This window comes from Streptomyces luteoverticillatus, assembly GCF_003970715.1.
GTDB lineage: Bacteria > Actinomycetota > Actinomycetes > Streptomycetales > Streptomycetaceae > Streptomyces > Streptomyces abikoensis.
This window is the reverse complement of the sequence record NZ_CP034587.1, coordinates 2,830,001-2,854,471: the sequence shown is the minus strand read 5'-3', so window position 1 is coordinate 2,854,471 and position 24,471 is coordinate 2,830,001. Positions and strand designations below refer to the sequence as shown.

The window sequence follows — 24,471 nt, the reverse complement described above, 5'->3', positions numbered from 1 at the left end:
GGGCGCGGGCCGGGGCGCCGGTGCCCGTGGGCACGTACCCCGATCATCGCCCGGACGCGACGCTCCGGCAGCGTCTACAGGGCCGTCACGGTGACGCGCTCGCTCGTGAGCCGCTGGTCCAGCGCGTCGGCGGACAGCCGGTCGGCGTTGCGGCACAGCACGACGGAGCCGCCCGCCGCGAGCGGCGCGAGCAGACCCGACGAGAGGCCCTCCCACGTGTCGTACGCCAGCCCGGACAGCAGGCGCGAGCCCGCGCCGAGGCCGAGCCGGGCGGCGTCGGCGGCCGCCCGCTCGACGACCTGCGCGCCCGTCAGCTCCACCCCCGCCACGGCGAGCGCCGGGGCACCGGGGTCCACGGGGGCGTACGGGGCGAAGCGGTCGCCCTGGCTCGGCACCTCGACGGCGTAGTCGGCGAAGCCCGCAGGGGCCTCGGGGAAGCGGCCGCCCAGCGGGCGCAGGGCGAGCGCGACGCGCTCGCCGGAGCAGGCGCGCGCCGCCTCCAGCGTGTCCGGGCCGCTGACGACCAGGTCGGCGGCGGCCGGGTCGCCGCCCACCTCGGCGACCACACCGGCCGAGGAGCAGGCGAGCAGCCAGACGGCCGTCTGCCAGTGGGCGGGCAGCAGGAGCGCGAGCCGGTCGCCGGGCTCGGCGGCGAGCTCGCCCTGGAGCAGATTGGCGGTCTTCGCCACCCAATTGGCGAAGGTGGCCACGGACAGTTCCACGCGCTCGCCGGTGGCGTCGTCGTAGAAGGTCACGAGCGGGCGGGCCGGGTCCGCGGCGAGCGCGGAACGCAGCAGGTCGGCGGGGGTGCGATCGATGGCGTTCATCGGCGCCAGCGTACGCGCCGCACCGGGTGACGGTCAGTCGGACGGAGGCGTCCCCGGGGCCGTCGGGACGCCCGGGGAGCCGACTCGCCGTCAGCGGATCAATGGACAGATTAGTATGCATATGTCCAGGATTTCTGGCATGCGTGGAAATCTCGTCCCCCCGGCCGCCAGCCTCTGCGCCGCCGCCCTGACCCTGTCCTTCCTCGCCGCCCCCGCCGCCGCCACGCCCTCCGTGGCGATCCCGCCGCACCCCGCCCTCCCCCGGGCGGCCGCGCCGCCCAGGGTGCCGGGCGCCACGCACTCGCTGCGGCTCGTGCCGCTCGGCCCCGGCCACCGGGCCGCCCCGGGACACGGCCGGGTGCGCGGGCCCCAGGGGCTGCCCGCCCGGGAGGTCCCGCCGTTCTCGCTGGTCGGCATCGTCTGGGACGACGCCACCACGGAGCTGCGCGGCCGGGCCCAGGTGCGCACCCGCCCCCTCGGCGGCCGGAGCTGGTCCGAGTGGCGGGACGTCCAGACGCACGACGACGACCGCCCCGACCTCGACTCGCCCGAGTCCCGCGCCGGCACCCTGCGCGGCTCCACCGCCCCGCTGTGGGTGGGCGCCTCCGACGCCGTGCAGGTCCGGGTCAACCCCGAACCGGCCGCCGGGGGCCGGCTCGCCGAGGGCACCGCCCTGCCCTCCGGGATGCGCGTCGAGCTCGTCGACCCCGGCCACGACCCCGCGCCCGGCCGCCCCCGCGCCGGCCGGGGCCGCAGCGCCCCGCCCCCCGCGCCGGGCCCCTCCGACGAGGAGGCCGCCAGCTCGGCCGCCAACTTCCCGCTGGCCCCGCTGGGCGCCACCGAGATCCCCGCCGTCGGCAGGCCCGAGTCGGCCAAGGACGTCGAGGCCACCCACGTCGACGGCACGAACGTGGCCGAGGGCCACCCGATCTCCGACGGCCACGGCGCCGCCGACCCGGAGGCCGAACCCACGGACAGGCCCCAGCAGGGCGCCCCCGACAGCGGTGCCGACAACGGCGACGGGTCGGCCGACGTCGACGACTCCGACTCCGACGCCGACTTCGACGCCGGCCGCTACGTCGGCCCCCGCCCGCGCATCGTCACCCGGGCCGGCTGGGGCGCCGACGAGTCGATCCGGGAGAAGGGCTTCGTCTACAACAAGACCGTCCACGCCGCCTTCGTCCACCACACCGCCTCCGGCAACGGCTACGGCTGCGGACAGTCCCCCTCCGTCATCCGGGGTATCTACCGCTACCACGTGGTGAGCAGCGGCTGGCGGGACATCGGCTACAACTTCCTCGTGGACAAATGCGGCACCGTCTACGAGGGCCGGGCAGGCGGTGTGGCGAAACCCGTCAGAGGCGCCCATACTCTCGGTTTCAATACCAACAGCATGGGCATCGCCGTGCTCGGGACCTTCGGGAGGAGCGATCCGTCCAGCGCCGCGCTCACCGCCGTGGCGACCCTCTCCGCGTGGAAGCTCGGCCTGTACGGCGTCAACCCCGCCGGCACCACGACCCTGGTCTCGGGCGGCGGCAACCTCTTCAAGAAGGGCACCTCCGTAAGGCTCAGGGCCATCTCCGGACACCGCGACGGCTTCGCCACCGAATGCCCCGGCGACCAGCTCTACAACCGGCTCGGCACGGCCCGCTCCACGGCCTCCCGCCTCCAGGGACGCTGACCGGGCGCGGCCGGAACCGCACGTTCTGCGTACACTGGCCGCCGATCACGGCCCGGCCCCGGCAGGAAAGCAGAGACGACAAGGTGACAGAAGCGATCCTCCTGGTCGGTGGCAAGGGCACCCGGCTGCGCCCGCTGACGGTGCACACGCCCAAGCCCATGGTCCCCGCGGCGGGCGTCCCGTTCCTCACCCACCAGCTGGCCCGGGCGCGGGCGGCGGGAGTCGAGCACATCGTGCTCGCCACCTCCTACCTGGCCGAGGTCTTCGAGCCATATTTCGGCGACGGTTCCGCGCTGGGTCTCCACCTGGAGTACGTCACCGAGGTCGAGCCCCTGGGCACGGGCGGCGCCATCCGCAACGTCGCCCACCGGCTGCGCTCGGCCCCGGACGAGCCGGTCCTGATCTTCAACGGCGACATCCTCACCGGCCTCGACATCGAGGCGCTGGTGGACACCCACCGGACGACCGGCGCGGACGTCTCGCTCCACCTGACGCGCGTCGCGGACCCCCGGGCCTTCGGCCTGGTCCCCACGGACGGGACCGGCCGCGTCCAGGCGTTCCTGGAGAAGCCGCAGACGCCCGAGGAGATCGTCACCGACCAGATCAACGCGGGCGCGTACGTCTTCAACCGCTCGGTCATCGACGAGATCCCCACCGGCCGCCCGGTCTCCGTGGAGCGCGAGACCTTCCCCGGGCTGCTGGCCGCCGGCGCCCACCTCCAGGGCATGGTCGACTCCACGTACTGGCTCGACCTCGGCACCCCGCAGGCCTTCGTGCGCGGCTCGGCCGACCTGGTCATGGGCCGCGCCCCGTCCCCGGCGGTCCCCGGCCGCTGCGGCGACCGCCTCGTCCTCGACGGTGCCGAGGTGGCCCCTGACGCCAAACTCACCGGCGGCACGGTCGTCGGCGCGGGAGCGCGCGTGGCGCCCGGCGCGCGGGTGGACGGCAGCGCCGTCCTGGACGGCGCGGTGATCGAGGCGGGCGCCGTCGTCCGCGACTCCCTCGTCGGTGCCGGGGCGCGCATCGGGGCGCGTACGGTCCTGGACGGCGCCGTCATCGGCGACCGCGCCGAGATCGGCCCCGACAACGAGCTGCGCGCCGGGGCCCGGATCTGGTGCGGGGCGCGGATCCCCCAGGGGGCGATCCGCTTCTCGTCGGACCAGTAGCCGGACCGCTAGCCGGACTGGTAGGCCGGCCCGGCGACGTACCCTGGCCGAATGGCCACCCGCACGTGGGCCCCGCCCACCGGCGGCCCCTACGACCTCGGACGCACCCTGGGCGTCCTCGCGCGCGGCCCGGGCGACCCGGCCTATCGCGTGGACGCGGCCGGGGCGGTCTGGCGGGCGAGCCGTACCCCGGAAGGGCCCGGCACGCTCCGGCTGACCCATGACGGCCAGGTCCACGCCGAGGCGTGGGGCCCGGGAGCCGACTGGCTCCTGGACCGGCTCCCCACCCTCCTGGGCGCGACCGACGACCCGGCGGGGTTCACGCCCCGCCACCGGCTGGTCCACGAGTCCCACCGCCGCCACCCCGGCCTCCGGCTCGCCCGCACCGGGCTGGTCCTGGAGTCGCTGATCCCCTCGATCCTCGAGCAGAAGGTCACCAGCGACGAGGCGTACCGCGCGTGGCGGCTGCTGCTGACCCGACACGGCGAACCGGCACCCGGCCCGGCCCCCGCCGGCATGCGCGTGATGCCCGACCCGGCGGGCTGGGCCCGCGTCCCGTCCTGGGAGTGGCACCGGGCGCACGTGGACGCCAAGCGCTCGGCGACGATCGTCCGCGCGGCACGGGTGGCGGCTCGCCTGGAGGAGGCGGCCGCCATGGACGACGCCCGCGCGGCGGCCCGCCTCCAGGCCGTCCCCGGCATCGGCCCCTGGACGACGGCGGAGACGCTCCAGCGCGCCAACGGCTCGCCGGACGCGGTCACGACGGGCGACCTTCACCTGCCGAAGATCATCGGCTACGCGCTCACGGGGTTCCGCGGGGCGGACGACGCGGCGATGCTCGACCTTCTGGCCCCGTACGAGGGGCAGCGGCACCGGGCGTGCCGCCTCATCTTGCTGAGCGGCGTGATCCCGCCCAGACGGGGGCCACGCTTCACGGTGCCGGACTTCAGCCGGATCTAACCGGTTTGCGGGCAGGCGTCCCGCAGGGCGGGACGGGTGGGCGCAAACCCGCCCACCGGGCCGCACCCGAACCGGGGTTGCCCACGGGGGGTGCGGGCCGTCGTTCCGGTTGTGCCCACCCGTTCCGCCCTGCGGAACGCCTGCCCACAACCGTGTGGCTAGCGGACCGTCACAAACGGGTCCGCGTCGCGCGCGGGACGCGCGGGCGGCGTCGTCGCCGGCCTGCCGATCGCGACCGCACCCATCGGATCCCAGTCACGCGGCAGCCCAAGAACATCCCGCACCACCTCGCGGCAGAACATCGTCGACGACACCCACGCCGACCCCAGCCGCTCACTCGCCAGCGTGACCAGGAAGTTCTGCACGGCCGCCCCGGCCGCGACCACGAACATCTCCCGCTCGGCGGCCGAGCGCCGGGCGTCCGGGTAGTCGTGGGCGCCGTCCGTCACCAGGCACGGCACCGCCAGGTACGGCGCCTTCCGCAGCAGGTCGCCCCGGCGTACGCGCCGGGCGATCCGGTCCTCGGAGAGCCCGTCGGCGCGCAGGTCCGCGACCCACGCGTCCCGCATGGCGTCCAGCAGCCGCGTCCGCGACTCCTCGGACTCCAGCAGCACGAACCGCCAGGGCGTCGTGTGGTGCGGCGCCGGCGCGGTGACGGCGGCGGCGACGGCCCGCCGGACCGCGCCCGGGTCCACGGGGTCGTCGGTGAACTCCCGGACGGTCCGCCGCAGCGACACCGCCTCCTTCACCGCCTCCGAGGTCCCGAGCCGGAACATGTCGTCGACGGCGGGCCGCACCAGCCAATGAGCATCCTGCTCACCGTCCTCGGTGACCACATGCGGCAGCCCCCGCACCACGGCCACCGGCAGGCCCCCGGCCTTGCCCTTGACCAGGTCGCCGGCGGCGGCGAGCTCGTCGACCGTCGCCACCACCGTCGCGACCAGCGGGTTGCCGTACGCGTCCACGCCGCCGCGCAGGTCGTCGGCGACCCGTACCCCGGCCGCGCCGATCGCGAAGTCCGTGACGCCCTTGCGCCAGGGCCGCCCGGCTGTGTCGGTGACGACGACGCCGACGTCCACGCCGAGCGCCTCGCGCAGGCCCTCGCGGATCCGCCGGGCCGAGGCGTCCGGGTCCTCGGGCAGCAGCAGAACCGTCCCGGCGCGGGTGTTGGACGCGTCCACGCCGGCGGCGGCCATCACGAGCCCCAGCCGGTTCTCCACGACGCGCAGCGTGCCGCGCCGGGCCACGAGCCGCACGGTCTCGGCGTCGATCGCCGCCTCGCGGTCCTCGGCGGCGAGGATCCGGCCCTCGGCCTTGCTGACGATCTTCGAGGTGACGACGAGGACGTCGCCGTCGGCGAGCCCGGGCAGCCCCTCGCCCAGGGCCGCGCCGGCGATCAGCTTCGCGAGGTCGTCGCCGGGGCGCACCTCGGGGATGCCGGGCAGGGCCCAGACGCGGTACTCGGGGGCCGCGCTCACGCCCGTACCTCCTCGGCCAGGGCCAGCGCCGCGCGGGCCATGGCGGCGGTGGCCTCGACGTCGGTCATCATCAGCGGCACGGCCCGGCAGCGGATCCCGGCCTCCTCGACCTCGGCCACGGCCGTCCCGTCGACGGAGTCGACCAGCCAGCCGTCGAGCAGCCCGGAGCCGTAGTGGCGGGCCACGGCGGCGGCGGTGGACTCGACGCCGACGGCGGCGAGCACCTTGTCGGCCATGCCGCGCACGGGCGCGCCGCCGACGATGGGGGAGAGGCCGATCACCGGCGCGGCGGCGTCGGCGACGGCCTCCCGGACGCCGGGGACGCCCAGGATCGTGCCGACGCTCACCACGGGGTTGGACGGCGGGAAGAGGACGACGTCCGCCGCCGCGATCGCCTCGAGCACCCCGGGCGCCGGCTTGGCCTGCTCCGCCCCGACCGGGACGATCGCGTGGGCGTCCACCGAGGCCCGCATCCGCACCCAGTACTCCTGGAAGTGGACGGCCTTGCGGGCGCCGTCGTCGCCGTCGGGGTCGTCGATCAGGACGTGGGTCTCGATCCGGTCGTCGCTCATCGGCAGCAGGCGGACGCCCGGCTTCCACCGGGCGCACAGCGCCTCGGTGACGGCGCTCAGCGGGTAGCCGGCGGCGAGCATCTGGGTGCGGACGATGTGCGTGGCGAAGTCGCGGTCGCCCAGGCCGAACCACTCCGGGCCCACTCCGTAGGCGGCGAGCTCCTCCTTCACGGCGAAGGACTCGCCGGCCCGGCCCCAGCCCTGCTCCTCGTGGATGCCGCCGCCGAGCGTGTACATCACGGTGTCGAGGTCGGGGCAGACCTTGAGCCCGAACAAGTGGATGTCATCGCCGGTGTTGCCGATGACGGTGATGTCCGCGTCGGGGACTGCTGACATGAGGCCACGAAGGAAGCGGGCGCCCCCGATCCCGCCGGCCAGAACCACAATGCGCTGCATGGCCGCAGTCTTTCAGGAGCGTGCCGCCATGTTGAAGGGCGGGCCCGGGCGCCCGCGCCTAGCTCGTCACGACGGCGGACGGCCGTACGGCGGAGGCGCACAGCGGCGGCCGGTGCATCGGCATCTCGGTGAGGCCCGGGTAGTAGACGTGGAGGCTCACGGCGGGTTCGAGGGAGTCGTTGACGACCTCGTGGGCGTACCCGGGCGCGAAGACACGCTGGGCGCCCGCTCCCAGCGCGTGGCGGGTGCCGTGCGCCGAGAGCTCCGCCAGTTCGCCCCGGAGGACGGTGAACACTCCGGACGACGCGCCGTGGTCGTGGAGCCCGCTGCCCTGGCCGGGCACCCAGCTCAGCAGCCAGACCTCGTAGCCGGGGCCGGTGCGCAACCGGTGGTACCAGCGGGTGACGGCGTCGTAGCGCACCAGCGGGGCCCAGGAGGCGGTGTCGGCGGCGATGGCGCGGGCCAGGCCGGCGAATTCGGCGACGGTGGCGGGGTGGGCGGCGGGCGGCGGCATCAGGTGGGGGAGGGCGAGCGGGTCGCCGGCGATCTGGACGTCGCTGTTCATGGGGGTGTGGTTCCTCGGCGCGGGTGCCGGGACGGCGCGGGAGCGCGCGTACGCACGGCAGGAGCGATCAGAGACAGGAAGCGGGAAAGGGCGATCTCAAGCGGTGCCGAAGACAGCGGTACTGAATGCGGCAGTGGAGATCAGCTGGAGCGGGAGGAGCCGGAAACCGGCCTCGGTCGCGTCAACAGCTGGAACAGCGACAGCGCGCCTGCACAGCACAGCGGGACCCGTAGGCACGGGTCAGGCTGAGGTTCCCCGGGGCGGAGGCCAGGGGGAGGGAGGTCGCTGGCATGTCACCAAGGAGACCGGCTCCGGAGCTCCTCTGTCAACCGGGTGTCCGTTTTGGGGGGATCTTTCACCCGTGCGGTTACTGATTGGAGTGAAGGGTTTGCTTGCCGGTGTGTACGGACAGCGGTCGGGCTACCGGGGTCGTCAATATCGGGTGCAACGGGTTCACCGCAGGTCGCGTCCTTCTCTTCGAGGCTGGAAGGCCCCTGTCCCGGACCGGGTCGGAAGTGGCTTTTGTGGCGAGTGGTGGATGTGTCCACCCTTGAGGCGGTTTGGCAACTTTCCGCACGCCCTTGGTTCCGCAGAGTGAATAAGGGGCCCAATAGCAGATCCCGGCTTGACTGCCCCGGATCGGCGCACTTGTAATTTCACTCGTGTCGTTCTGCCGCACCTGACCACCTGACACGCGGCAGCACACGGGGACGCATTGACAGACGAGGGGCGCACATGACCGAGCTGTTCCAGCAACTGCTGGTCGAGGAGGCGGACGAGGAGCTCGGCTGGCAGGAGCGCGCGTTGTGCGCTCAGACCGACCCCGAGTCCTTCTTTCCCGAAAAGGGCGGATCCACACGCGAGGCGAAGAAGGTCTGTCTTGCCTGTGAAGTCCGCTCCGAGTGCCTTGAATACGCGCTGGCCAATGACGAACGCTTTGGCATCTGGGGCGGTTTGTCCGAGCGCGAGCGCCGCCGCCTCAAGAAGGCCGCGGTCTGACAGACCGGCGTCATGACCTGACGGGATGTCTCGTTCAAGGCCGGCCGTGCCACGGCCGGGCGAGGGGACCGCGGAGCCGTCCGCTCCACCCACTCCCGCACCATGCTCCATACCGCACGGTCCGCCTCTCGCGCCCCGCACGCGAGAGGCGGACCGCTGCTTTCACAGCCACTAGGGTGGGGGCCCGTCCGAGACGTACCGGTCGCGGTGGGGCGGGCGCCCTCCCGGGCCCGCGCCCACGAGAGCCGCGCTCACACGTCCATCGCAGTCTCCACTGAACCGGGGCCCGCACCTGCCATGTTCGACCCCACCATCCCCCCGGCGTTCCCGCACCACGTCGTCACCGCCGTCCTCGTCGCCCACGACGGCGCCCGCTGGCTGCCCGACGCCCTCGCCGGGCTGCTCGGCCAGGAACGGCCCGTCCAGCACGCCGTCGCCGCCGACACCGGCAGCGCCGACGACTCCCGCCGGCTCCTCGCGGACGCCCTCGGCGCCGACCGCGTCCTCCACCTGGCCCGGCGCGCCGGCTTCGGCACCGCCGTCGAGGAGGCTGTCCGCACGGCCCCGGTCCTGACCGCCGACGACCTCCCCTACCTCAGACGCTCCAGCGGCTGGGACCCCGCCGGCCGCACCTGGACCGAGGACGCCCCCGGCGCCGACCGCGCCGAACGCCGGCCCGTCCAGTGGCTGTGGCTGCTCCACGACGACTGCGCGCCCGAGCCCGCCGCCCTCCACGAACTGCTGCGCGTCGCCGAGGCCGAACCGGACGCGGCCGTCATCGGCCCCAAACTCCGCAGCTGGTACGACCGCCGCCAGCTCCTCGAGACCGGCGTCTCCATCGCCCGCAGCGGCCGCCGCTGGACCGGCCTCGAACGCCGCGAACAGGACCAGGGACAGCACGACCAGATCCGGTCCGTGCTGTCCGTCTCCACCGCCGGGATGCTCGTCCGCCGCGACGTCTGGCAGGAGCTCGGCGGCTTCGACCCCCGCCTGCCCCTCATGCGCGACGACGTCGACCTGTGCTGGCGCGCCCACGCCGCCGGCCACCGCGTCCTCGTCGCCCCCGACGCCGTCCTGCGCCACGCCGAGGCCGCCTCCCGCGAGCGCCGCCCCGTCGACTGCGCCGGCCGCAAACCCGCCAACCCCCACCGCGTCGACAAGGCCGGCGCCGTCTACACCCTCCTCGCCAACACCCGTGGCGCGCTCCTGCCGTACGTCATGCTCCGGCTCGTCATCGGCACCCTGCTGCGCGTCCTCGGCTACATCGTCGGCAAGGCGCCCGGACAGGCCCTCGACGAACTCGCCGGTTTCGCCGGCGTCCTCCTGCGCCCCGGGCGCGTCCGCGCGGCGCGCAAACGGCGAGGCGAGCCCCGCATCGCCCCCGCGGAACTCCGGCCGCTCTTCCCGCCCCCCGGCGCCACCGTCCGCGCCACCCTCGAACAGCTCGCGAGCGACATCGGCGCCCGCACCGAGGACGCGGCCCCCTCCGCCGGACGCCACGGCGGCGCCGTCGAGTCCGGCCCCGGCGGCGACGACGCCGACTACCTGGAGATCGAGCAGTTCGCCCGGCTCAGACGCCTCGCCCGCAAGCCCGCGCCCGTCCTCTTCACCCTCCTGCTCCTCGTCTCCGCCCTCGCCTGCCGCGACCTGTTCGGCGGCGGCTCCCTCTCCGGCGGAGCCCTCCTGCCCGTCCCCGCCCACCTCTCCGACCTGTGGTCCGCCTACACCGACGGCTGGCACCCGGTCGGCGTGGGCAGCACCGAGAACGCGCCCCCCTACCTCGCCGTCCTCGCGACCCTGGCGACGCTCCTCCTCGGCTCCACCGGCATCACCCTCACCCTCCTGCTGGTCTGCTCCGTCCCGCTGGCCGGGCTCACCGCCTACTTCGCCGCCCGCCCCCTCATCGCCTCGCGCCCGCTGCGCGCCTGGGCGGCCGTCGCCTACGCCTTCCTGCCCGCCACCACCGGCGCCCTCGCCACCGGCCGGCTGGGCACCGCCGTCCTCGCCGTCCTGCTGCCGCTCCTGGCCCGCGCGGCCGTCGCCGCCACCGGGCTCCGCGCGCCGGGCACGGCTCCCGCGTGGCGCGCCTGCTGGGCGTACGCCCTCCTGCTCACCGTCACCACCGCCTTCACGCCCGTGGTGTGGCCGGTGGCGGTGCTCCTGGGCGTCGTGGCGCTCGCGCTGAACTGCGTCCGGGGCGGCGCCGCCCGGGCCGCCGTCCACGGCCCCCGGTTCCTCGCCGCGGCCGCCACCCCCCTCCTCGCGCTCGCCCCCTGGTCGCTGGGGCTCCTCACCCACCCCGGCCGCTTCCTCGCCGAGGCCGGGCTGGCCTACGGCCACGGCACGGCCGGCCCGCTGCGCCTGCTCACCGCCGACCCCGGCGGGCCCGGCACCCCGGGCGCCCTGCTGTTCGCCGGCGTCGTCCTGGCAGCGCTCGCCGCCCTGCTCCGTGCCGACCGCCGCGCGGCGATCCTGACCGCCTGGACCGTCGCGCTCACCGGAATGCTCTGCGCCGCACTGGTCAACCGCTCCGTCTGGGCCGGACCGGGCACCCTCCTCTACGGGCTCGCCCTGATCGCGGCGGCCGCCGTGGGCGCCGAAGGCGCGCGGGAGCGCGTCGCGGCGCGCAGCTTCGGCTGGCGCCAGCCGGTCGCCGTGCTCATCGCGCTGGCAGCCGGGGCCGCCCCCGCCGCGGCCGCCGCCGTCTGGGCGACGCACGGCGCCGCCGGGCCGCTGGAGCGGCGCGACCCGGTGCAGGTGCCCGCGTTCGTGGCCGAGGAGGCGGGCACCCGGGACCAGGCCCGCACCCTCGTCCTCGGCGGGGACACCGGCCGGGTGACGTACACGCTGGTTCGCGGCGCGGGCGCCCGGCTGGGCGACGCCGAACCCCTGGCGGCCGCCGGCCGGCAGCGCGAGCTGGACGCCATGGTGGCCGCGCTCGTCGCAGGCTCCGGCGCCGACCAGGCGGGCCGCCTCGGCGACTACGCCGTCGGCTACGTCCTCGTCCGCGACAGCGCCCCCCGCGACATGGCCCGCGTCCTCGACGCGACCCCCGGCCTGACCCGGCTCGGCAAGGAGGACCACAGCTCCCTCTGGCGCGTCGACAACCAGGTCGCCCGCGTCACCGTCGTCACCGGACCGCGCCGGCCCGACGGCACCCGCGCCACCGCCCCCGTGCCCGTCGCCGCCGGCCCGGTGACGGCCCGCGCCACCGTCCCGGCCGGGACGGGCGACCGGGTCCTGCGGCTGGCCGACAAGGCCGCGCCGGGCTGGCGGGCCACGCTCGACGGCCGGGCGCTCAAGGCCGTCACCGTCGACGGCTGGGCCCAGGGCTTCGCCCTGCCGGCCCGGGGCGGGAAGCTGACCGTCGCCTACGAGACCCCCGTCGCGCGGACCGCCTGGCTCTGGGCCCAGGGGCTCCTCGCCGCCGTCCTGGTCGTGCTCGCCCTGCCGGGCCGTCGCCGCGAGGTCGACGACGACCTGCCCGAGGACGCCGCCGCAGCGCCCGCCCCCGTACCGGCCCAGGCCGGCGCGGGGGAGGGACGCCGCGCCCGCAGGCTGCGCGCGGCGACGGCCACGACGGGCGGCGCCACCCCGCCCGAGGCCCCCGAGCCCGCCCCGGCGCCCGAGCCCGTTTCATACGATCCCTACAACCCGTACGAGCAGCAGCCGGCCGTGGCCGACGCCGACCCGTACGCCGCCGATCCGTACGCCGCCGTCCCGCACCAGCAGCAGTACGCCGAGTGGGACCAGCCCCAGGACCAAGCCCAGAACCAAGCCCAGGACCAGGGCGCCTACGGACAGCAGCAGCCGTACCAGGAGAGCGGCTACGCCACCGGATACGGAACCGGCTACACGGACCCCTACGCGGGCGGCGCGCACGACCCGTACGGTTACGGGCACCGGCCCTACGACACGACGTACGGCGGGGGCGAGGGGCCCCACCGTGACGGGAGCCAGCAGCAGTGAACCGCACCACCCTGTCCCTGTTCGCCACGACGGCCGTGCTCGCCGTCGTCACGGGTGTCGCCGCGCTCAACCCGCCGTCGGGCGACCACGCGGGCGCGCCGCCGCGCGCGGGCCGGATGCCCGTCCAGCGCTCGACGTTGCTCTGCCCGGCGCCCACCTCGTCGGACGTGGCGAGCACGACGTACACCGCTTTCACGCCACCCGGGAAGGGCGGCGCGGCGGCCGGGTCCACGGCGGACCTGCTGCCCGTGGCGGGCCCGGCACGCACGGACGGCAAGAAGGACGAGCCCAAGAAGGACGCTTCGAAGGACTCCGCGAAAGACTCCGCGAAGGATGACAAGAAGAAGGACGGGAAAAAGGCCGAAACCGATCCGGGTAAACCCGTCCTGTCGCTGAAGGAGCCCGGCAAGCCCGTCACGGCCACCACGGAACGTTCCGACGCCCCCGCCCTCCTCGGCTCCGCCGCCGGGCCCCTGGCCCCCGGCTGGACCGCCCAGCAGACGACCACCGTCGCGGCGGGCGGCGGGCGCGGGCTGCACGGCCTGACCTGCGCGCCGCCCGACACGTCCTTCTGGTTCCCGGGCGCCAGCACCGCCAAGGGGCGCCAGGACTACGTCCATGTGTCCAACCCCGACAACTCGGCGGCCGTCGTCGACCTGGAGCTGTACGGCCCCGAGGGTCGGATCAAGGCCCCCTCCGGTGAGGGCGTCACCGTCCCGCCCCGCTCCACCGTCCCCGTGCTGCTGTCGTCGCTCACGGACGCGCCCACCGAGAACCTCACCCTCCACGTGGCCGCCCGGTCCGGCCGGGTGGGGGCGGCGGTGCAGGCGTCCGACGACAAGACCGGCGGCGACTGGCTGGCCCCGTCCGCCGACGCGGCGGCGGGCGCGGTGCTGCCGGGCATCCCGGCCGACGCGACCTCCGTCCGTCTCGTCGCCTTCGCGCCGGGCACGGACGACGCCGACGTCACCGTGCGGCTCGCCGGCCCGAGCGGCTCCATCAGCCCGGCCGGCCACGAGTCGCTGCACGTCAAGAGCGGCATGACCACGGTCGTCGACCTGGGGGACCTCACCAAGGGCGAGGCGGGCTCCCTGCTGCTGACCGGCGCGCGCGGCAGCGGCCCGGTCGTCGCCGCGCTGCGCGTGACGCGCGGCAAGGACGACAAGCAGGAGACCGCCTTCATCCCCGCCACCCCGGCGATCGAGGGCCGCGGCACCGTCGCCGACAACCGCGCCAAGGCGAGCACGCTGTCCCTCGTGGCCCCCGGGAAGGAGGCCCTGGTGAAGGTGACCGCGTCGGCGGGCAGCGAGGGCGGCACCCCCGTCAGCAAGACCTACACGGTCAAGGCCGGGACCACCCTCACCGTCGAACCGCCCCAGCCCGCCGACGGCAAGGGCGTGTTCGCCGTGACCGTGGAGAAGGTCTCGGGCGGTCCCGTCCACGCCTCGCGGATGCTGGCGCTGCCCAAGGACGGCGTCCCGATGTTCACGATCCAGCCGATTCCGGACGACCGGTCCAGCGTGGCCGTCCCCAAGGCCGAACAGGACCTGTCGATGCTGAACGGCTGATCCGGCGGGGCGCTCAGTCCTGCCCGTAGCGCGGGTCGACCGACTCGGGCGCGAGCCCGAGCAGCTCCGCCACCTGCTCCACCACGACCTCGTGGACGAGCAGCGCCCGCTCGTCACGCGATTTGGCGCGGATCTCCACCGGACGGCGGTAGACGACGATCCGGTCCGGGTCCTCGCCCCGCGCGGCGACGTACCGCCCGAGCGGCACGGTCTCGCCGTCCAGGAGCGCCTCCAGCGGATCGTCGCCGGGGCCGGTGCCGGGCTCGGCCGGCACCTCGCGGACCTGGAACTCGACGGCCGCGAGCTGCGGCCAGCGCCGCTCCAGCCGCTCCGCCGAGTCCTGGACCAGGTCGACGAACGCGTCGGCCCTGCTGACCGACAGCGGCACCTGCGGGGGCGCGATGGGGCCGCGCATACCGCGTCCATGGCGGTCGCGGCGGCGTGGCCTGGGCCCGGTGGGACCGGGGGCGTCCCCGGCGGCGGCCGGGCGAGTTACGGGGTTGTCCATCACACCCGAGGGTATCCGCCGACCGGCCGTACGCGCGGGGTAGCCGCCCATCTCCCGGCATGTCGCCCGATGAGCGTTCCGGCCATGTCTGCGATCAATTGCAGCCACCCGCCGGATCGGCGTTCCCATGCCGAATGACACTATGTGTACCCGCTGGTGACAGTTTTCTTTGTCACCGGACGCCTGTCCCCCCGGTCCCGACGGGGTCGACCAGGCCGTTCGACAACGCTGTCCACGGTGCGAACCGGGACGACACGGAGGAGTGAGCCGGGGGTGAGTCGTCGCGGCCCGCTCAAGAGTGCGGTACCGTCCAACCTCGTGAGCCCTGTACGTCGCTGTTCGCGCACCGCGTGCGGCCGCCCGGCCGTCGCGACGCTGACGTACGTCTACGCCGATTCGACCGCCGTCCTCGGCCCGCTCGCCACCTACGCCGAGCCCCACTGCTACGACCTGTGCGCCGAGCACTCCGAGCGGCTGACCGCGCCGCGCGGCTGGGACGTCGTCCGTCTCGCCGTCGACAGCGGCCCGGCCCGCCCCAGCGGTGACGACCTCGAAGCACTCGCCAACGCCGTGCGCGAGGCCGCGCGCCCCCAGGAGCGCACGGCGGGTCCGGGCGCCGCCCCGAGCGTGGTCGCGCCGACGGGCCGGGGAGCCGATCCGATGGAGGTCGCCCGCCGAGGCCACCTCAGGGTCCTGCGCTCGCCCGACTCCTGACGGCCCGTGCGGCCCCCACCCACCACGCGTGGTCGTTGCGGACGGTGACGGCAGGTAGGTTTGTGGTCCCGTACCGGAGTCCAGGAGGGGTTGGCTGTGGCTGATCTGTCGCAGATCGTGAAGGCGTACGACGTGCGCGGCGTGGTCCCCGACCAGTGGGACGAGCCCATGGCCGAGCTCTTCGGCGCCGCCTTCGCCCAGGTGACCGGCGCGAGCGCGATCGTCGTCGGCCACGACATGCGGCCCTCCTCCCCGGGCCTGTCCCGCGCCTTCGCCCGCGGCGCCGCCGCGCTCGGCGTGGACGTCACCGAGATCGGCCTCTGCTCCACCGACGAGCTCTACTTCGCCAGCGGGCAACTGGACCTGCCCGGCGCGATGTTCACCGCCAGCCACAACCCCGCCCAGTACAACGGCATCAAGCTGTGCCGCGCGGGCGCCGCCCCCGTCGGGCAGGACACCGGCCTCGCCGAGATCCGCGCCCTCGTCGAGGGCTGGCTGGAGACCGGCGCCCCCGAGCCCGCCGCCACCGCCGGCACGATCACCTCGCGCGACGTCCTCGCCGACTACGCGGCGCACCTGCGCTCGCTGGTCGACCTCACGGGCATCCGCCCCCTGAAGGTCGCCGTCGACGCGGGCAACGGCATGGGCGGCCACACCGTTCCGACCGTCCTCGCCGGGCTGCCCGTCGACCTCGTCCCGATGTACTTCGAGCTGGACGGCACCTTCCCCAACCACGAGGCCAACCCGCTCGACCCCAAGAACCTCGTCGACCTCCAGGCGAAGGTCCGCGAGACGGGCGCCGACATCGGCCTGGCCTTCGACGGCGACGCCGACCGCTGCTTCGTCGTCGACGAGCGCGGCGAGCCCGTCTCCCCCTCCGCGATCACCGCCCTGGTCGCCGCCCGCGAACTGGCCAAGCACCCCGGCGGCACGATCATCCACAACCTGATCACCTCGTGGTCCGTGCCCGAGGTCGTCGCCGAGCAGGGCGGCAAGGCCGTCCGCACCCGCGTGGGCCACTCCTTCATCAAGCAGGAGATGGCCCGCTCCGGCGCGATCTTCGGCGGCGAGCACTCCGCGCACTACTACTTCCGCGACTTCTGGAACGCCGACACCGGCATGCTGGCCGCGCTCCACGTCCTGGCGGCCCTCGGCGGCCAGGACGGCCCGCTGTCCGGCCTCGTCCGGCAGTACGACCGCTACGCCGCCTCCGGCGAGATCAACAGCACCGTCGCCGACCAGGCCGGCCGCGCCGCCGCCGTCCGGGCCGCCTACGAGGGCGCCGACGGCGCCACGCTGGACGAGCTCGACGGCCTCACCGTCGCCACCGCCGACTGGTGGTTCAACCTCCGCGCCTCCAACACCGAGCCCCTCCTCCGCCTGAACGTCGAGGCCCGGGACGCCGAGACGGTGGCCCGCGTCCGCGACGAGGTTTTGTCGATCGTCCGCGCGTAAACAGCTTTGTGGGCGGGCGTTCCGCAGGGCGGAACGGGCGGGCACAAAGCGCCCACCGGTCCGCACCGACCAAACCACCGCCCACGCGACTACGCTGACCTCACAGCAACAGCGCGGCGCAGCGCCCCGCACCACCCCGAAGGGAAACCCCATGCCGCTCGAAGCCGGTCTCCTGGAGATCCTCGCCTGCCCGGAGTGCCACGCCTCCCTCCGCGAGGAGACCCCCTCCGAGGACACCCACGAGCTGGTGTGCGAGGGCCAGGGCTGCGGCCTGGCCTACCCCGTCCGCGACGGCATCCCCGTCCTCCTCGTGGACGAGGCCCGCCGCCCCGCGTGACGGCCGCGCAGGCGTCCGACGGGCGCAGGCGTCCGACAGCGGGCGGCGACCCCGCAACCCCGTACCCCACGGCGAAACCCACGGCACACGGAGGCTGAACAACGGTGTTCGACGAGTCCCTCCTCGATGACCCCGACGGCCTCTCCCGAGCCGACCTCCACGGCCTGCTCCGGGGCGCCGCCGAATCCGGCGCCCGGGTCCGTACGGCCATGCGCGACGCGGCCGAGGCCGGGGTCGACGCGCTCCAGCCGGACGGCCGCCCGCGCGCCGTCCTGGTCGCCGGCCCGGGGCCCGCGGGCGGCTCCACCGCCGACCTGCTCGCCGCGCTCGCCGGGGACAGCTGCCCCGTCACCCTGATCCGCCCGGCGGGCGTCGCGCCCGCCCCGGGCGCCCTGCGCTGGACCCTCCCCGGCTGGACGGGCCCGCTCGACCTGCTGCTCGTCGCCAGCCCGGACGGAACGGAACCGGGCCTCGCGCTCCTGCTGGAGCAGGCCTACCGGCGCGGCTGCACCGTCGTGACCGTCTCCCCGACCGGCTCCCCGCTCGCCGACGCCACCGCCCAGGTGCGCGGCCTCGCGATCCCGCTGACCGCCACGCCCTACGAGACGACGATGGCCGGCGACGCTCCCCGGGACAGCGACTCCCTGGCCGTCCTGCCCACCGGGCCCGGCACGCTCTGGTCGCTGCTCACCCCGCTCCTCGTGCTGGCCGACCGCATCGGCCTGGCCGAGGCGCCCCACGCCGCCCTGGAGGCGCTCGCCGACCGGCTGGACCACATCGCCGAGCGCTGCGGCCCCGCCATCGCCACGTACGGCAACCCCGCCAAGACGCTGGCGGCCGAGCTGGCCGACACCCTGCCGCTGATCTGGACCGAGGGCGAGCTCGCCGCCGCGGCCGGCCGCCGCTTCGCGACCGTCCTCGCCGCGCTCGCCGGGCGCCCCGCGCTCGCCGCCGAGCTGCCCGAGGCGCTCACCGCGCACGGCACGCTGCTCGCCGGGGACTTCGCCGCGGGCGCCGACCCCGAGGACTTCTTCCGCGACCGGGTCGACGAGCCCGAGGCGCTGCACGCCCGGGTGGTCCTCCTCCGCGAGCGCGGACCGGACGTCACCTCCCCGGCCGGGGCGGCGCGCGAGCTCGCCCTGCACCGCGACACGCCCGTCAGCGAGCTGGAGGCCGACGAGGAGACCGGCCCGCTGGAGACCGCGGCCGACCTCCTCTCCATCACGGACTTCGCCGCCGTCTACCTCGCGCTCGCGGCCAAACCCGTGACTCCGTAGACCCGTAGAACCGCAAGTCAGCAAGTCAGCAAGTCCGCACGAGAGTCCGCAAGCCCGGTCCCGTCCGACAAGTCAGGAACCGTCCCCATGGACCGCCTTCTCAACACCGTGCGCCCCTATGCCTGGGGCTCCACCACCGCGATCCCCGACCTCCTCGGCACCGCGCCCACCGGAGAGCCCCAGGCCGAACTGTGGATGGGCGCCCACCCCGGCGCCCCCTCCCGCGTCGACCGCGGCGCCGGCCCCGTCGCCCTGAACGAGGTGATCGCCGCCGACCCGCGCCGCGAGCTCGGCGACGACACCGTGGCCCGCTTCGGCCCCGGTCTGCCCTTCCTGTTCAAGATCCTCGCCGCCGCCGACCCGCTCTCCCTCCAGGTCCACCCCGACCTGGACCAGGCCAAGGCCGGCCACGCCGACGAGGAGGCACGCGGCGTCCCCGTCGACGCCCCGCACCGCAACTACAAGGACGCCAACCACAAGCCCGAGCTCATCTGCGCCCTCACCCCCTTCGAGGGACTCTGCGGATTCCGCGCCCCCGACGCCACCGCCGAGCTGCTCGCGGCCCTGGACGTCGACGGCCTCAAGCCGTACGTGGACCTGCTGCGTGCCCACCCGGAGAGCGCGGCCCTGCGCGAGGTCCTCACCGCCGTGCTGAGCGCCGAGCGCACCGCCGTCGCCGGGACCGTGACCGAGGCGGCGGCAGCCGCCGGGCGCCTCGCCGCAGAGGACGTCCCCCACCGCGCGGCGTACGCCGCCTACGCCACCCTCGCCCGGCACTACCCGGGCGACCCCGGGGTCCTCGCCGCGATGCTCCTCAACCACGTCCTCCTCCAGCCCGGCGAGGCCCTCTACCTCGGCGCCGGCGTCCCGCACGCCTACCTCTCCGGCCTGGGCGTCGAGATCATGGCCAACTCCGACAATGTGCTCCGCTGCGGCCTCACCCCCAAGCACGTCGACGTCCCCGAGCTGCTGCGCGTGGTCCGCTTCGAGGCCACGCCGCCGGGCGTTCTGCGCCCCGAGGCCGACGTCGACGGCGCGGAGGAGTACGAGACGCCGGTGGAGGAGTTCCGCCTCTCCCGATACGCGCTCGCCCCCGGCTCGGCGCCCCACCGCCTCGACGCTCGCACCCCCCAGATCCTGCTGTGCGCGGCGGGCCGGGCCCTGCTGCGCGGCGAGGACGGGACGGAACTGACCCTCGGGAGCGGCGAGTCCGCCTTCGTACGGGCGGGGGAGCGGGTCGAGCTCGGCGGCGAGGGCACCGCCTTCCGCGCCACAGTGCGTGCCACGTCGGGGCCGTACTCATAAAAGCGCCGTACTGATAAAAGCAATGCAGAGCAGCCGCAGGGCCGGAAGGGAAAACCCGCACATATGAGCGCATCAGGCGGTACCAAGGCCATCGTCGCCGCGCTGGGCGCCAACCTGGCCATCGCGGTGGCCAAGTTCGTGGCGTTCGCCTTCAGTGGCTCGTCGTCGATGCTCGCGGAGGGCGTCCACTCGGTCGCCGACTCCGGCAACCAGGCGCTGCTGCTCCTCGGCGGCAAGAAGGCCCAGAAACAGGCCAGCGAGGAACACCCCTTCGGGTACGGCCGGGAACGCTACATCTACGGCTTCCTCGTCTCGGTCGTGCTCTTCAGCATCGGCGGCGTCTTCGCGCTCTACGAGGGCTACGAGAAGATCAAGGATCCGCACCCGCTGGAGCACTGGTACTGGCCCGTCGGCGTGCTCGTCTTCGCCGTCGTCGCCGAGTCGTTCTCCTTCCGCACCGCCATCAAGGAGTCCAACGCCCTGCGCGGCGAGCAGTCCTGGAGCTCCTTCATCCGCACGGCCAAGGCCCCCGAGCTGCCCGTGGTCCTGCTGGAGGACTTCGGCGCGCTCGTCGGCCTCGTCCTCGCCCTCGGCGGCGTGGGTCTGACGATCGCCACCGGCGACAGCGTGTGGGACGGCATCGGAACGCTGTGCATCGGCACCCTGCTCGTCGCGATCGCGCTGGTGCTGGCGGCCGAGACGAAGTCGCTGCTGCTGGGCGAGGCCGCGGGCCCGGAGCAGGTGGCACGGATCCGCGCGGCGGCGGTGGACGGCGAGTCCGTCACCCGGGTCATCCACATGCGCACCCTCCACCTGGGCCCGGAGGAACTGCTGGTCGCCGCGAAGATCGCGGTACGGGGCGAGGACACGGCGGCCCAGATCGCCCGCGCGATCGACGCCGCGGAATCCCGCATCCGCGAGGCCGTCCCGATCGCCCGAGTGATCTACCTGGAACCGGACATCTACCAGGCCGGCTCGTCCGGCGCCTGAGCACCGGGGGTTCGGGGGCGGAGCCCCTGAAAGAAACGGGAAGGGGAGGGATCGGGGACCCTCAAGGCCCCGGCGGCACCCGGCCCCATGGGCACCCGCCCCCTACCGAACCTCGGCCAACACCCCGAGCACCGCCCCTTCCCCCTCCGCATCGAGCAACCGCTCCCGGAACCCCGGATCCAGCAGCTTCCGTGCCAGCAGCGCGAGAATCCGCAGGTGCTCGTCCCCGGCCAACGCCTCCGGCACGGCGATCATGAAGATCAGCCGGGCCTTCGAGCCGTCCAGCGCCCCCCACTCGATCCCCTCGGCGGACCGGGCGAAGCCGACGACGGGGGCCGTCACCGCGTCCGTCTTCGCATGCGGAATGGCGATCTCCTCGCCCAGCCCGGTGGTGCCCAGCTCCTCGCGGGCGAGCGCGGCCGTGACGAGCGCGTCGACGTCCCGCACCTGCCCGGTGCCGGCCAGCACCTCGGCCAGTTCCCGGATCGCCGCCTCCTTGCGGACGGCCGCGAGGTCCAGCCGCACGGTCCGCGCGGTGAGGTAGCCGGACAGAACATCGGCCGCGCCCGGGGCCGCCACGCCCACACCACCGGTACGAGCGACAGGCACCGCCACAGCGCCGGCACCGCTGCCGCCCTCAGCGGAGCCCGCACGCTCACCCCGCCCCACCGCCATCAACGTCACCGTCGTCAGCGCCGTCGCCACCATCCCCACCCCGATCGCGACGAAGAACATCGCCACCCCGCTCACCGCCCCCAGCACGGCCACGATGGGCCCGCCGTGCGGCACGCTGTCCCCCACCGACGCGAGCCCCGCGATCGCGCCCGCCACCGCGCCGCCCAGCATGTTCGCGGGAATCACCCGCGCGGGCCGGGCCGCGGCGAAGGGAATCGCTCCCTCGGTGATGCCGAAGAAGCCCATGAAGAGGGCGGCCAGCCCGGTCTCCCGCTCCTGCTCGCTGAACATCCCGCGCCGCAACAGCGTCGCCAGCCCCTGCCCGAGCGGCGGCACGGGGATGGCGGCGGCGCACATGCCCATGATCTCCGGGTTCTTGGAGACGAGACCGGCGCCGAAGAGGAAGGCCGTCTTGTTGACCGGCCCGCCCATGTCGAAGGCGATCATGAGCCCCAGGAGCACGCCGAGCAGCGCCGCGCTCGCCCCCGTCAGACCGTCCAGCCAGCCGGTGAGGTGCTCGAAGACCCAGGCGATGGGCCTGCCGAGGACATAGATGAAGAACAGGCCGAGGACCGAGGTGGCCACCACCGGGATCACGATGATCGGCATGATCGGCCGGACGAACCTCGGCACCCGGATCCTCTTGATCCACAGAACCAGGTAGCCGGCCAGGAAGCCCGTCACGATCGCCCCGATGAAGCCCGCGCCGGACTTGGAGTCGTACAGCGCGCCCGTGTTGGCGATCCAGCCGCCGATCATGCCCGGCACCAGCGCGGGCCGGTCGCCGATGGCGTAGGCGATATAACCGGACAGGATCGGCACCATCAGCGTGAAACCGATGACACCGATGTCGTTGACGTGCTTCCAGAACGTGCCGTCCGGGATCACCAGCCCGCCGTCCGGCCGGGGATGCCCGCCCAGCGCCAGCGACACCGCGATCAGCAGCCCGCCGACCACGACGAACGGGATCATGTACGAGACGCCGTTCATCAGCGCCTTGTAAACGGTCCCCCGCCCGGCCCCGAGCCCGGGCCCGAGGACACCCGGCCCGCCCCGGCTCCCCACGCCGCCCCCGTCGGCACCCATCCCACCGCCATCCCCCTCGTGGACCGGAGCCGCCATCACCCGCTCGATCAGCCGCTCGGGGTGGTGGATCCCCTCGGCGACGCCGACGACCAGCAGCCGCTTGCCCACGAACCGGCTGAGGTCGACGTCCTTGTCGGCCGCGACGATGATCCCGTCGGCCCGGCTGACATCGTTGTCGGTCAGCTCGTTCTCGGCGCCGATGGAGCCCTGCGTCTCCACCTTGATGTCGTGGCCCAGCGCTTCCGCCGCCTGCGTCAGCTTCTCCGCCGCCATGTACGTGTGCGCGATTCCGGTCGGACAGGCGGTCACGGCAAGCAGTTTGAGCCGCCGCCCGTGCCTCGTCGCGGGGGCGGACGGATCCGCTGATGGCGTCACGTGGATCTCCTCACAAACTCATCGTGCCCGCATCCTGCAACAACTGACGGCCCGACGGACAGGTCGTCCGGGGCGAGTCCGGAACCCGGCGCTCGGGGCTGGGGCTCGGCAGGGGCCCCGGTGTAGATTCGTGCCAAGAGCCAGACGTCGCTGCTGATGGCAGGTCGGGCGGCCCGCGCGACGGGCCGGCCGAGGGAGAGAGGGCCTCCGACGGACTGGGCTGCGGCCGGGGGAGCAGTGTGCGACCGATCGCGCCGTGGACCGCGCTGAGCCGCGTCCGCGCGACGACCGGACGACGCTGTCCGTCCGCACGCACAGCCGTACCCACTCCCGCTCGCCCCTGTAGGAGGAGCAGCCGTATGACTACCACCACCGGTCAGGACTTCAAGGTCGCGGACCTGTCGCTGGCGGCTTTCGGCCGTAAGGAGATCACCCTCGCCGAGCACGAGATGCCCGGCCTGATGGCGATCCGCAAGGAGTACGCGGAGGCGCAGCCGCTGGCGGGCGCCCGCATCACCGGCTCCCTGCACATGACCGTGCAGACCGCGGTCCTCATCGAGACCCTGGCGGCACTGGGCGCGCAGGTCCGCTGGGCGTCCTGCAACATCTTCTCCACTCAGGACCACGCGGCCGCCGCCATCGCCGTCGGCCCCGAGGGCACCCCGGAGAACCCCCAGGGCATCCCCGTCTTCGCCTGGAAGGGCGAGACGCTCGAGGAGTACTGGTGGTGCACGGAGCAGGCGCTGACCTGGCCGGGCACGCCCACCGGCGGCCCCAACATGATCCTGGACGACGGCGGTGACGCCACCCTCCTCGTCCACAAGGGTGTGGAGTTCGAGAAGGCGGGCGCCGCTCCCGACCCGGCCACGGCCGACAGCGAGGAGTACGCCCAGATCCTCACCCTCCTCAACCGCACCCTCGCGGAGAACCCGCGGAAGTGGACCCAGCTGGCGTCCGAGATCCGCGGCGTCACCGAGGAGACCACGACGGGCGTCCACCGCCTCTACGAGATGCAGCAGGCCGGCACGCTGCTCTTCCCCGCGATCAACGTGAACGACGCGGTGACCAAGTCGAAGTTCGACAACAAGTACGGCTGCCGCCACTCCCTCGTCGACGGCATCAACCGCGCCACCGACGTCCTCATCGGCGGCAAGGTCGCGGTCGTCTGCGGCTACGGCGACGTGGGCAAGGGCTGCGCCGAGTCCCTCCGCGGCCAGGGCGCCCGGGTCGTCATCACCGAGATCGACCCGATCTGCGCCCTCCAGGCCGCCATGGACGGCTTCCAGGTCACCACCCTGGACGAGGTCGTCGAGACCGCCGACATCTTCATCACCACGACGGGCAACAAGGACATCATCATGGCCTCGGACATGGCCAAGATGAAGCACCAGGCCATCGTCGGCAACATCGGCCACTTCGACAACGAGATCGACATGGCCGGCCTCGCCAAGGTCCCCGGCATCGTCAAGGACGAGGTCAAGCCCCAGGTCCACACCTGGACCTTCCCCGACGGCAAGGTCCTCATCGTGCTGTCCGAGGGCCGCCTCCTCAACCTCGGCAACGCGACC

General features: G+C 74.3%; 19 protein-coding genes (1 of these 19 running past the window's edge). 13 read left to right on the top strand and 6 right to left on the bottom strand.

The window, feature by feature from the left end; translation table 11 throughout:
- Positions 1-74: 74 nt before the first annotated feature.
- A complete protein-coding gene (locus tag EKH77_RS33755; protein ID WP_126914436.1) occupies positions 75-827 on the bottom strand; it encodes a TIGR03089 family protein in 753 nt (250 codons plus the stop codon).
- A 139-nt stretch (positions 828-966) separates the two neighbouring features.
- Between EKH77_RS33755 and EKH77_RS12300 the strand changes: the two genes are divergently transcribed.
- The 3 genes from EKH77_RS12300 (at position 967) to EKH77_RS12290 (ending at position 4,634) form a co-directional block, all read left to right on the top strand.
- Positions 967-2,508 carry a peptidoglycan recognition protein family protein gene (locus EKH77_RS12300; protein ID WP_240667327.1) on the top strand — a complete coding sequence of 514 codons (1,542 nt, stop codon included), beginning with the start codon at positions 967-969 and terminating at the stop codon, positions 2,506-2,508.
- An 83-nt stretch (positions 2,509-2,591) separates the two neighbouring features.
- Positions 2,592-3,674: a sugar phosphate nucleotidyltransferase gene (locus EKH77_RS12295; RefSeq protein WP_126914434.1), complete on the top strand. Its 1,083-nt coding sequence runs from the start codon at positions 2,592-2,594 to the stop codon at positions 3,672-3,674.
- Between the two features lie 51 nt (positions 3,675-3,725).
- Positions 3,726-4,634, top strand: a complete 909-nt coding sequence (locus tag EKH77_RS12290) for a DNA-3-methyladenine glycosylase family protein (RefSeq protein ID WP_126914433.1) — start codon at positions 3,726-3,728, stop codon at positions 4,632-4,634.
- Between the two features lie 158 nt (positions 4,635-4,792).
- Here the strand turns inward: EKH77_RS12290 and EKH77_RS12285 are convergent, their stop codons facing one another.
- The 3 genes from EKH77_RS12285 to EKH77_RS12275 are packed head-to-tail and all read right to left on the bottom strand — an operon-like array spanning position 4,793 to position 7,645.
- On the bottom strand, positions 4,793-6,112 hold the full coding sequence (locus tag EKH77_RS12285) for a coenzyme F420-0:L-glutamate ligase (RefSeq protein WP_126914432.1): 1,320 nt from the start codon (positions 6,110-6,112) through the stop codon (positions 4,793-4,795).
- Positions 6,109-7,080 (bottom strand): 2-phospho-L-lactate transferase, encoded by a 972-nt coding sequence (cofD, locus tag EKH77_RS12280; RefSeq protein WP_126914431.1) that lies wholly within the window; start codon positions 7,078-7,080, stop codon positions 6,109-6,111. The genes EKH77_RS12285 and cofD overlap by 4 nt, the downstream gene beginning before the upstream one ends.
- A 58-nt stretch (positions 7,081-7,138) precedes the next feature.
- The gene (locus tag EKH77_RS12275) at positions 7,139-7,645 is read right to left on the bottom strand and encodes a cysteine dioxygenase (protein ID WP_126914430.1); all 507 of its coding nucleotides are present in this window, start codon (positions 7,643-7,645) and stop codon (positions 7,139-7,141) included.
- Positions 7,646-8,380: 735 nt separating this feature from the next.
- On the opposite strand from EKH77_RS12275, the gene EKH77_RS12265 reads away from it, so the two are divergent.
- The 3 genes from EKH77_RS12265 to EKH77_RS12255 all read left to right on the top strand — a co-directional run bounded on the left by EKH77_RS12265 (position 8,381) and on the right by EKH77_RS12255 (position 14,181).
- A complete protein-coding gene (locus EKH77_RS12265; RefSeq protein ID WP_004952403.1) occupies positions 8,381-8,644 on the top strand; it encodes a WhiB family transcriptional regulator in 264 nt (87 codons plus the stop codon).
- A gap of 297 nt (positions 8,645-8,941) precedes the next feature.
- A complete protein-coding gene (locus tag EKH77_RS12260) occupies positions 8,942-12,613 on the top strand; it encodes a glycosyltransferase family 2 protein (protein WP_126914428.1) in 3,672 nt (1,223 codons plus the stop codon).
- The gene (locus EKH77_RS12255; protein ID WP_126914427.1) at positions 12,610-14,181 is read left to right on the top strand and encodes a DUF5719 family protein; all 1,572 of its coding nucleotides are present in this window, start codon (positions 12,610-12,612) and stop codon (positions 14,179-14,181) included. Before EKH77_RS12260 ends, EKH77_RS12255 begins: the two co-directional genes overlap by 4 nt.
- Positions 14,182-14,194: 13 nt before the next feature.
- On the opposite strand, the gene EKH77_RS12250 is transcribed toward EKH77_RS12255, so the two are convergent.
- Positions 14,195-14,689, bottom strand: coding sequence for a metallopeptidase family protein (locus EKH77_RS12250; protein ID WP_126914426.1), 495 nt, complete (start codon positions 14,687-14,689; stop codon positions 14,195-14,197).
- A gap of 273 nt (positions 14,690-14,962) precedes the next feature.
- Between EKH77_RS12250 and EKH77_RS12245 the strand changes: the two genes are divergently transcribed.
- The 6 genes from EKH77_RS12245 to EKH77_RS12220 all read left to right on the top strand — a co-directional run bounded on the left by EKH77_RS12245 (position 14,963) and on the right by EKH77_RS12220 (position 20,767).
- Positions 14,963-15,403: a DUF3499 domain-containing protein gene (locus EKH77_RS12245; protein ID WP_126914425.1), complete on the top strand. Its 441-nt coding sequence runs from the start codon at positions 14,963-14,965 to the stop codon at positions 15,401-15,403.
- A 96-nt stretch (positions 15,404-15,499) separates the two neighbouring features.
- On the top strand, positions 15,500-16,858 hold the full coding sequence (locus EKH77_RS12240; protein WP_126914424.1) for a phosphomannomutase/phosphoglucomutase: 1,359 nt from the start codon (positions 15,500-15,502) through the stop codon (positions 16,856-16,858).
- Between the two features lie 151 nt (positions 16,859-17,009).
- A complete protein-coding gene (locus EKH77_RS12235) occupies positions 17,010-17,195 on the top strand; it encodes a Trm112 family protein (protein ID WP_126914423.1) in 186 nt (61 codons plus the stop codon).
- Between the two features lie 104 nt (positions 17,196-17,299).
- On the top strand, positions 17,300-18,472 hold the full coding sequence (locus EKH77_RS12230; RefSeq protein ID WP_126914422.1) for an SIS domain-containing protein: 1,173 nt from the start codon (positions 17,300-17,302) through the stop codon (positions 18,470-18,472).
- Between the two features lie 87 nt (positions 18,473-18,559).
- Positions 18,560-19,777 (top strand): mannose-6-phosphate isomerase, class I, encoded by a 1,218-nt coding sequence (manA, locus tag EKH77_RS12225; RefSeq protein ID WP_126914421.1) that lies wholly within the window; start codon positions 18,560-18,562, stop codon positions 19,775-19,777.
- A gap of 63 nt (positions 19,778-19,840) precedes the next feature.
- Positions 19,841-20,767, top strand: coding sequence for a cation diffusion facilitator family transporter (locus EKH77_RS12220; protein WP_126914420.1), 927 nt, complete (start codon positions 19,841-19,843; stop codon positions 20,765-20,767).
- 102 nt (positions 20,768-20,869) lie between these two features.
- Here the strand turns inward: EKH77_RS12220 and EKH77_RS12215 are convergent, their stop codons facing one another.
- Positions 20,870-22,903 carry a fructose-specific PTS transporter subunit EIIC gene (locus tag EKH77_RS12215; protein ID WP_397613306.1) on the bottom strand — a complete coding sequence of 678 codons (2,034 nt, stop codon included), beginning with the start codon at positions 22,901-22,903 and terminating at the stop codon, positions 20,870-20,872.
- 359 nt (positions 22,904-23,262) lie between these two features.
- On the opposite strand from EKH77_RS12215, the gene ahcY reads away from it, so the two are divergent.
- On the top strand, positions 23,263-24,471 hold the 5' portion of the coding sequence (gene ahcY, locus EKH77_RS12210; protein WP_126914418.1) for an adenosylhomocysteinase. Its footprint extends 246 nt past the window's final position; the window shows 1,209 of its 1,455 coding nt (coding positions 1-1,209); it begins with the start codon at positions 23,263-23,265; its stop codon lies off the right edge, out of view.

Bases quoted from the DNA above. Each gene is read 5' to 3' on its own strand.
- EKH77_RS33755 (WP_126914436.1), bottom strand. From the start codon at position 827: ATGAACGCCATCGATCGCACCCCCGCCGACCTGCTGCGTTCCGCGCTC.
- cofD (WP_126914431.1), bottom strand. From the start codon at position 7,080: ATGCAGCGCATTGTGGTTCTGGCCGGCGGGATCGGGGGCGCCCGCTTC.
- EKH77_RS12220 (WP_126914420.1), top strand. From the start codon at position 19,841: ATGAGCGCATCAGGCGGTACCAAGGCCATCGTCGCCGCGCTGGGCGCC.
- EKH77_RS12265 (WP_004952403.1), top strand. From the start codon at position 8,381: ATGACCGAGCTGTTCCAGCAACTGCTGGTCGAGGAGGCGGACGAGGAG.
- EKH77_RS12235 (WP_126914423.1), top strand. From the start codon at position 17,010: ATGCCGCTCGAAGCCGGTCTCCTGGAGATCCTCGCCTGCCCGGAGTGC.
- EKH77_RS12275 (WP_126914430.1), bottom strand. From the start codon at position 7,645: ATGAACAGCGACGTCCAGATCGCCGGCGACCCGCTCGCCCTCCCCCAC.
- EKH77_RS12250 (WP_126914426.1), bottom strand. From the start codon at position 14,689: ATGGACAACCCCGTAACTCGCCCGGCCGCCGCCGGGGACGCCCCCGGT.
- EKH77_RS12300 (WP_240667327.1), top strand. From the start codon at position 967: ATGCGTGGAAATCTCGTCCCCCCGGCCGCCAGCCTCTGCGCCGCCGCC.
- manA (WP_126914421.1), top strand. From the start codon at position 18,560: ATGGACCGCCTTCTCAACACCGTGCGCCCCTATGCCTGGGGCTCCACC.
- EKH77_RS12260 (WP_126914428.1), top strand. From the start codon at position 8,942: ATGTTCGACCCCACCATCCCCCCGGCGTTCCCGCACCACGTCGTCACC.
- EKH77_RS12290 (WP_126914433.1), top strand. From the start codon at position 3,726: ATGGCCACCCGCACGTGGGCCCCGCCCACCGGCGGCCCCTACGACCTC.